Genomic DNA, 7,920 nt, shown 5'->3' on the forward strand with positions numbered 1-7,920 from the left:
GGGCTTGCGGGACTTCTGCGCGGAGTTCAGTCGCTTGTAGCCGTCAGTGACGTTGCGGGAGCGGCCTTTCGCGTCGACCTCGCTGACGCGGACGAACAGGTCGACGTTCGGATTGTCCGAACTGTGCGCCAGCTCGACGACGGGACTCCCGTACGCGCACAGGTCATGGGTGAGGGTCGCGCTGGTGAACGCGAGCACGTCGTCGCGCAGGGCGAGCCGGCTGTCGTCGCGGTAACCGCCGTTGGTGGTCAGCAGGGGACCGCCGGTGGTGGGGGTCGGGTCGGCCGGGTCGTAGCGGACGGTAGCCGGGGTGACCTTCGTGAGGTCCGCCGGTGGGATCTCGTCCAGGTAGCCGCCGGGCCGCAGGTACAGCGAGCGCTCGGTGGTGGCGGGCGGCCAGTCCGCCACGTTGTGCCACCCCTGACCGGTGACGCACACGTGAACTCTGTTGGGGCGCTTGGGGTCTGCCCCGCCCAGGTGGGTGTCCAGCCAGTCCAGGGTGTCGTGCATGGCGATGGCCAGTCCCTTGCTGAGCAGCTGGGTGTGCGTCCAGGGCCCGACCGTCAGAGCGACGTCTGTGCCGCGACCACGCAGGTGCGCGTACTGCTGCAGCGTCTGCTGCGCAAAGATGTCCTGCCAGCCACCGATCAGCAGGACCGGCGCCTGGACGCGGTCCAGCGCGGCCCCGTAGCGCAGCCGCTCCCAGAACGGGTCGTCTTCGCCCGGGTGCTCGACCCACGCCTCGAACCACGGCGCACCGGTGCCCAGCAGCGCTCGGGCCGACTCACCGAACGGCAATCCGGCGGCCGCCCGCTCGACCTTGCGGGGAGCCAGCAGCTGGCGGACCCCGGACCGGATGCGGACCGGGTCCTCCTGGCGCGCCACCATGTCGCTCCAGCCCAGGAAATCGTTCGTGAACGCGCCGGTGCTCCACACCGCGGCGTTGAAATCGTGCGGGCCGACGGTGATGACGGCCGCGGCCAGTTCCGGTGGGGGATCCGCCAGCAGGGCCCACTGGGTGTAGCCCAGATACGACAGCCCGATGGTGGCGAATCGTCCGGTGAACCAAGGCTGTTCACGCAGCCAGGCGACGGTGTCGACGCCGTCGGCGGCCTCATTGACCATCGGCTCGAACTCTCCGCCCGACCCGAACGTTCCGCGAACGCTCTGGAACACGACGTGGTAGCCGCGGGCCGCATACAGCTGGGCGTACACCAGAGAAAAGGGAAACCCACGCCCGTAGGGGCCGCGCACCAGCAGCGTGCCGAGCGGCGTGGACGTGGTGGGCGCGTAGTGATCGGCTACCAGGTGAACCCCGTCGCGCATCGGCACGAGCACGCGGTCCACGGTGTAGTCGGTGCTCGCCGGCCGCAGACCCAGCGCGCGGCCGAGCGCCTTGGCGCCCAGGTGTCGCATCGTGTGTAGGGCGGGTTGCGCGGAGCGGATGGTGGGCAGCGGCCTAGTGATACTCACGGTCCCAGGTTAAGACGCGGTCCGGCCTAGAACTTGTAGTACGGCGCCAGGTCGTTGGCCCGCGCCGCGTTGGTCGACATGCAGTCGACCTCGGGGTTGGAATAGACCGCCGAGTAGTATAGCGCCTGCTGCAGCACCCCGTAGCTGGTCTTGAAGGCGACCATGCACGAGAAGAACCAGTAGCTGTTGTGATACGTCGGCTTCATCACCCAGTACTGCGCGGCGCGGTGACCGGCGATGGTCGTCTCGACGGCGTCGGGCGGCAGCGACTGCTCATAGGTGCGCCAGATGATCGGCTCGACGGCCAGCTGGTAGTTGCCCGCGTCGAAGTGGCACCGAAGGCCGTCTTCATGCTCGGGCGGTGTGAAGGCCAACCCGAGCCGCTGCAAGGCATCGAACGGGATGTCCTCACACGCGTCGAACGGGCGCGGGTCGGTGGTCGCCACGATCGGGCTCTTCATCGTGGTTTCCATCGGTTGGGCCGTCGATCGCAGGTCAACGGGCCTAAGGCCGGACGGCGAGGGCGCGGCGCCATGCCAGCCCGCCGTGCCCACGACGACCGCTGTGAGCAGTGCACCAAGCGCCCCCAACAGACGCACACTGGCGAACACTCAAACCCCCTGACGCCTCGGCGGTCCCTTGCGGGGGAGTGTACAAGTCGTCCATAAGGCGTCACAGGGCAACAGGAACTTGTTCTAATTCACCCCACCGGAGAACCCGGCTGAAACCGAGGTCATTCGCGCGTTTCGTTATCGTGGTCAATCGTGACCGGGAAAGCATCGCACCAGGAATCCCACAAGGATTCCCAGAATGGCGGGCAACCGACGTTGTGGGCGGTGTCCGACCTGCACACCGGTCACCTGGGCAACAAGCCGATCACCGAGTCGCTGCACCCGTCGTCGCCGGATGACTGGCTGATCGTCGCCGGCGATGTCGCCGAGCGCACAGACGAGATCCGGTGGGCCCTTGACGTGCTGCGACGGCGCTTCGCCAAGGTGATCTGGGTGCCGGGCAACCACGAGCTGTGGACGACGACGCGGGACCCCGTGCAGATCTTCGGAAAGGCGCGCTACGACTACCTGGTCAACATGTGCGATGAGATGGGTGTGGTCACGCCGGAGCATCCCTTCCCGGTGTGGAACGAGCGCGGCGGCCCGGCCACGATCGTGCCGATGTTCCTGCTGTACGACTACAGCTTCTTGCCCGACGGCGCCACGAGCAAAGCCGAAGGCCTGGCCATCGCGCGGGATCGCAACGTGGTCGCCACCGACGAGTACCTGCTCTCGTCCGAGCCGTATCCCACCCGCGAAGCCTGGTGCCGGGAGCGCCTGGCGATCACCCGGGACCGTCTCGAGCAGCTGGACTGGATGACGCCGACCGTCCTGGTGAACCACTTTCCGCTGGTTCGCGATCCCTGCGATGCGTTGTTCTACCCCGAGTTCTCGCTGTGGTGCGGCACCACCAAGACCGCCGATTGGCACACCCGTTACAACGCCATCTGCTCGGTCTACGGCCACCTGCACATCCCGCGCACCACGTGGTACGACGACGTGCGCTTCGAGGAGGTGTCGGTGGGTTATCCGCGAGAGTGGCGGCGCCGCAAGCCCTATCACTGGCTGCGTCAGGTGCTGCCGGATCCGAAGTACGCGCCGGGCTACCTCAACGATTTCGGCGGCCACTTCCAGATCACTCCCGAGATGCGGCAGCAGGCCACGCAGTTCCGGGAACGGTTGCGGCAGCGGCAATCACGGTGACGGGACAGATGCTGGTCTCCTCGGTGCTGCCTGCGCAGGGTTCGTCGGGCCTGGCCTATTCGGAGGTGTACGACGACCCGCCCGGCCTGACGCCGCTGCCCGAAGAAGAGCCGTTGATCGCCAAGTCGGTGGCCAAGCGCCGCAACGAGTTCATCACGGTCCGGCACTGCGCCCGGATCGCGTTGGGCCGGCTTGGCCTCCCGCCCGCGCCAATCCTCAAGGGCGACAAGGGAGAACCTTGCTGGCCCGAAGGGGTGGTGGGCAGCCTCACGCACTGCACGGGCTACCGCGGCGCGGTGGTGGGGCGCACCGGCGAGGTGCGGTCGGTGGGCATCGACGCCGAACCGCACGACGTGCTGCCCAACGGTGTGCTGGACGCAATCAGCCTGCCCGAGGAGCGCGGCGAGATCCCGCAGAAGCTTTCGGCGGGACTGCATTGGGACCGTATCCTCTTCTGCGCCAAGGAAGCAACGTACAAGGCGTGGTTCCCGCTGACCAAGAGATGGCTGGGCTTCGAGGACGCGCACATCACCTTAGAGGCCGACGGGCCCGGGTCGGTGACGGGCAGTTTCGTGTCCCGGATTCTCATCGATCCGGAGGCGCTGTCCGGTCCGCCGCTGACCACGCTCGCCGGCCGCTGGTCGGTCGAGCGCGGGCTGGTGCTGACCGCGATCGTGCTATGAGCGCAAGCCCTGGCGGGCCGCGGTTTGGTCCGGGATTGGTCGTCGTCGACAAGCCCGCGGGGATGACGAGCCATGACGTGGTGTCGCGTTGCCGCCGGATATTCGCCACCCGCCGGGTGGGTCACGCCGGGACCCTGGACCCGATGGCGACCGGCGTGCTCGTCGTCGGCGTTGACCGCGCGACCAAGATCCTGGGTCTGTTGACGGCGGCGTCGAAGTCGTATGCCGCCACGATCCGCCTGGGCCAGACCACTTCCACCGAGGACGCCGAGGGCGAACTGCTGTCCAGCGTCCCGGCCGAGCACCTGACGAACGAGGAGATCGCCGCCGCGGTCGACGGGCTGCGCGGCGACATCGAGCAGGTGCCGTCGTCGGTCAGCGCGGTCAAGGTGGGCGGCCGGCGCGCGTACCGCCTGGTGCGTGAGGGCCAGACGGTCGAACTCGAGCCCAGGCCGGTGCGCATCGACCGTTTCGAGGTGCTTGCCGCCCGCACCCACGACGGGCTGGTCGACCTCGACGTCGAGGTGGACTGTTCGTCGGGAACCTACATTCGCGCGCTGGCCCGCGATCTCGGCGCCGCGCTTTCGGTGGGTGGGCATCTGACGTCGTTGCGCCGCACCCGCGTCGGCCGTTTCGAGCTGGGCCACGCCCGCCCGCTCGATGACCTGGCGGAGCGCCCCGCGCTGAGCATGACTCTCGACGAGGCCTGCCTGCTGATCTTTGAACGCCACGACCTGACCGACGAGGAGGCCGACGCGGCAAGCAACGGGCGGAGCCTTTCCCCGGCCGGCATCGACGGTATCTATGCCGCTTGCGATTCCGCGGGGCGGGTGATGGCGCTGCTGCGCGACGAGGGCGCGCGGACCAAGTCGGTGGTGGTGATCCGCCCCTCGACGCTGTAGCGGATCTACAGCCGGCCGAGCAGTTCGGCCTTCTTCGCCCCGAATTCCTCGTCGGAGAGGATGCCGCGCTCGTGCAACCCGGCCAGCGACTCGATGGCCGCGACGATGGTGGTGGGATCCACCGGGGCCGGGGACGCCGCCGGCGGTGGCGGTGCCTGCGGCGGGGGCGCGGACTGCGGGGCCGGGTGCGATTGATACTGCGACTGATACTGCGGGGCGGGTGCGGCCGCGGGAGTCTCGGCCACGTGCCGCGAACCCAGTTCGTGCAGGCTCGACACGTCGAACGTGCCGAACTGGCTGGTGAAGCTCGCCGAGCCGTATCCGCCGCCCTGCTGCTGTTGCACGCCACCGATCTGGTGCTCGCCGGTGTCGAAAACCCTTGTGACGCCGTTGATCTGGATGGCCAGTCGCCGAGTGCTCGGGAAGATCGCGTAGCGGGCGTCGTTCTGCCCGCCCGCCGAGCTGGGCACGCCCAGGTCGGCCGGCCACCAGTTGCCCGCGGTGAACCCGTGTTGGGCGTACCCGGAGGCCTGGGCCCCGGCGGGAAACACCGTGGTGGTGGCGAGCAATTGGGTCAGCTCGTTGCACAGCGCATCCACGCGCGCCTTGAGCGCGTTGTCGAACATGTTGCCGACCATCGTCATCCCGCCGCGCATCCACTGCCCGGAGCCGCCGAGTTCGGGGATGTCGAACTGGGCCATGGTGCCGCCGCCGGCGTGCATGGCGAACAGCATCGCCAGCACAGCTTCGCGGGAGAGCCCGTGACGGTGGGCGATGTCGGCGATCGCGTACTCGGCTTCGGGTGTGACCGTTGCCTTCATAGTCGTGAGTCTTTCGTCGTGGGTGTCGCTTAGAGCCTACGCAAGCAACGCGCGCCCAGCATTGAGAGAAGCATTGAGAGAAGCATCGGGAGAAGTGGGGGTTCCGGGCGCGATCGCCGCACGGCTAAGCTGCCGACTAGACAGGTGTCAAAAAACCTAGGCCGAAGAAGGTGTCCCATGTCCAACAAGGTTTACGTCGTCGGCGTCGGCATGACGAAGTTCGAAAAGCCGGGCCGCCGCGAGGGCTGGGACTACCCGGACATGGCTAGGGAGTCGGGGACCAACGCGCTGGCCGACGCCGGCATCGACTACCGCGAGGTGGAGCAGGGCTACGTCGGCTATGTCGCCGGCGATTCGACGTCCGGGCAGCGGGCGCTCTACGAGTTGGGCATGACCGGCATCCCCGTCGTCAACGTCAACAACAACTGCTCGACGGGCTCGACGGCGCTTTTCCTGGCGGCCCAGGCGATCCGCGGCGGAATCGTCGACTGCGCCATCGCGCTCGGCTTCGAGAAGATGCAACCCGGCTCGCTGGGCGGGGGAGCCCAGGACCGGGAATCGCCGATGGGCAAGCACGTCAAGGCGATGGCCGAGATCGACGAGTTCGCGATGCCCGTCGCGCCGTGGATGTTCGGCGCGGCCGGCCGCGAGCACATGAAGCAATACGGCAGCACCGCAGAGCATTTCGCCAAGATCGGCTACAAGAACCACAAGCACTCCGTCAACAACCCGTTCGCGCAGTTCCAGGAGTCCTACACGCTCGATGACATCCTGGCGGCCCGGATGATCTCGGACCCGCTGACCAAGCTGCAGTGTTCGCCGACCTCCGACGGCTCCGGCGCGGCGATCCTGGCCAGCGAGAAGTTCGTCGACAGCCACGGGTTGGCGGGCCAGGCGGTCGAGGTGGTCGGCCAGGCGATGACCACCGACTTCGCGTCGACCTTCGACGGCAGCGCCAAGAACCTCATCGGCTATGACATGAATGTGCAAGCGGCACAGAAGGTTTACGACCAGTCGGGGCTCGGGCCGCAGGACTTTCAGGTCATCGAGCTGCACGACTGCTTCTCGGCCAACGAACTGCTGCTGTACGAGGCGCTGGGTCTGTGCGCCCCGGGCGAGGCGCCCAAGCTGATCGACAACGGCGACACCACCTACGGCGGACGCTGGGTGGTCAACCCCTCCGGCGGCCTGATCTCCAAGGGCCACCCGCTGGGTGCGACCGGGCTGGCGCAGTGCGCCGAACTGACCTGGCAGCTGCGCGGCACGGCGGACAAGCGTCAGGTCGACAACGTCACCGCCGCACTGCAGCACAACATCGGGCTCGGTGGCGCCGCCGTCGTCACGGCCTACCAGCGCGCCGAGCGTTAAGGACGCCATGATCGAGTGGTCGGACACCGACCTGATGGTTCGCGACGCCGTCCGTCAGTTCATCGACAGGGAGATTCGCCCGAACCTCGACGAATTGGAGACGGGCGCGCTGTCGCCCTATCCGATCGTGCGCAAGCTGTTCAGTCAGTTCGGGCTCGATGCGCTGGCCGCCGAATCGGTCAAGAAGATGCTGGACCGCGAGCGCGCCAAACAGAACGGGACCCCCGCACCCGACGAGCAGGACGAAAAGTCGGACGGCGCAGGCGGTTTGGTCGGCCAGGGGTCGATGATCGCGGTGCTGGTGTCCGAACTCGCCACCGTCAGCATCGGGTTGCTGAGCACCGCGTCCGTCAGCCTTGGTCTGGGCGCGGCGACCATCATGAGTCGCGGCACGCTGGCGCAGAAGGAACGTTGGCTGCCGGAGCTGATGACGCTGGAGAAGATCGCGGCGTGGGCGATCACCGAGCCGGACTCCGGCTCAGATGCGTTCGGCGGCATGAAGACCTACGTCAAGCGCGACGGGGCGGATTACATCCTCAACGGGCAGAAGACGTTCATCACCAACGGTCCCTACGCCGATGTTCTGATCGTGTACGCCAAACTCGACGACGGCGACGCAGGTCCGGACCAAAAGGTCGATACACGGAACCGCCCGGTGCTGATCTTCGTCCTCGACTCCGGCATGCCGGGGCTGACGCAGGGCAAGCCGTTCAAGAAGATGGGCATGATGTCCTCGCCGACCGGCGAGCTGTTCTTCGACAACGTGCGACTCACCCCGGACCGGCTGCTCGGCGAGAGCGAACAGCACGGCGGCGGCGACGGCCGCGAGAGCGCCCGCGACAATTTCGCCGCCGAACGCATCGGCATCGCGATGATGGCGCTGGGCATCATCAACGAATGCCACCGGCTGTGTGTGGAT

8 protein-coding genes are annotated in these 7,920 nt (G+C 67.5%); 5 read left to right on the forward strand and 3 right to left on the reverse strand.

What is annotated here, in order from left to right; translation table 11 throughout:
- Positions 1-1,416 (reverse strand): CocE/NonD family hydrolase (locus JOZ00_RS22675; RefSeq protein WP_293348364.1); only part of this gene is annotated, 1,416 nt, incomplete at its 3' end.
- 83 nt (positions 1,417-1,499) lie between these two features.
- Entirely contained in the window at positions 1,500-2,084 is a 585-nt protein-coding gene (locus tag JOZ00_RS22680) for a DUF3558 domain-containing protein (RefSeq protein WP_293348343.1), read from the reverse strand.
- 153 nt (positions 2,085-2,237) lie between these two features.
- On the opposite strand from JOZ00_RS22680, the gene JOZ00_RS22685 reads away from it, so the two are divergent.
- Genes JOZ00_RS22685 through truB form a run of 3 tightly spaced genes read left to right on the forward strand, consistent with a single transcriptional unit; the run spans position 2,238 to position 4,812 of the window.
- Complete coding sequence (locus JOZ00_RS22685) at positions 2,238-3,227, forward strand: metallophosphoesterase (RefSeq protein ID WP_293348346.1); 990 nt, start codon at positions 2,238-2,240, stop codon at positions 3,225-3,227.
- Positions 3,224-3,910, forward strand: a complete 687-nt coding sequence (locus tag JOZ00_RS22690; RefSeq protein WP_293348349.1) for a 4'-phosphopantetheinyl transferase — start codon at positions 3,224-3,226, stop codon at positions 3,908-3,910. Before JOZ00_RS22685 ends, JOZ00_RS22690 begins: the two co-directional genes overlap by 4 nt.
- Positions 3,907-4,812 carry a tRNA pseudouridine(55) synthase TruB gene (gene truB / locus JOZ00_RS22695; RefSeq protein WP_293348352.1) on the forward strand — a complete coding sequence of 302 codons (906 nt, stop codon included), beginning with the start codon at positions 3,907-3,909 and terminating at the stop codon, positions 4,810-4,812. Before JOZ00_RS22690 ends, truB begins: the two co-directional genes overlap by 4 nt.
- Positions 4,813-4,817: 5 nt before the next feature.
- On the opposite strand, the gene JOZ00_RS22700 is transcribed toward truB, so the two are convergent.
- Positions 4,818-5,633 carry an SHOCT domain-containing protein gene (locus tag JOZ00_RS22700; RefSeq protein ID WP_293348355.1) on the reverse strand — a complete coding sequence of 272 codons (816 nt, stop codon included), beginning with the start codon at positions 5,631-5,633 and terminating at the stop codon, positions 4,818-4,820.
- 177 nt (positions 5,634-5,810) lie between these two features.
- Here JOZ00_RS22700 and JOZ00_RS22705 point away from each other — a divergent pair, with 177 nt between their 5' ends.
- Positions 5,811-7,001 carry a lipid-transfer protein gene (locus JOZ00_RS22705; RefSeq protein WP_293348358.1) on the forward strand — a complete coding sequence of 397 codons (1,191 nt, stop codon included), beginning with the start codon at positions 5,811-5,813 and terminating at the stop codon, positions 6,999-7,001.
- Positions 7,002-7,008: 7 nt separating this feature from the next.
- The coding region (locus JOZ00_RS22710) for an acyl-CoA dehydrogenase family protein (RefSeq protein ID WP_293348361.1) at positions 7,009-7,920 on the forward strand (912 nt) is incomplete at its 3' end.

It is taken from the genome of Mycobacterium sp., from assembly GCF_019243155.1.
Lineage (GTDB): Bacteria > Actinomycetota > Actinomycetes > Mycobacteriales > Mycobacteriaceae > Mycobacterium.

Bases quoted from the DNA above. Each gene is read 5' to 3' on its own strand.
- truB (WP_293348352.1), top strand. From the start codon at position 3,907: ATGAGCGCAAGCCCTGGCGGGCCGCGGTTTGGTCCGGGATTGGTCGTC.
- JOZ00_RS22700 (WP_293348355.1), bottom strand. From the start codon at position 5,633: ATGAAGGCAACGGTCACACCCGAAGCCGAGTACGCGATCGCCGACATC.
- JOZ00_RS22705 (WP_293348358.1), top strand. From the start codon at position 5,811: ATGTCCAACAAGGTTTACGTCGTCGGCGTCGGCATGACGAAGTTCGAA.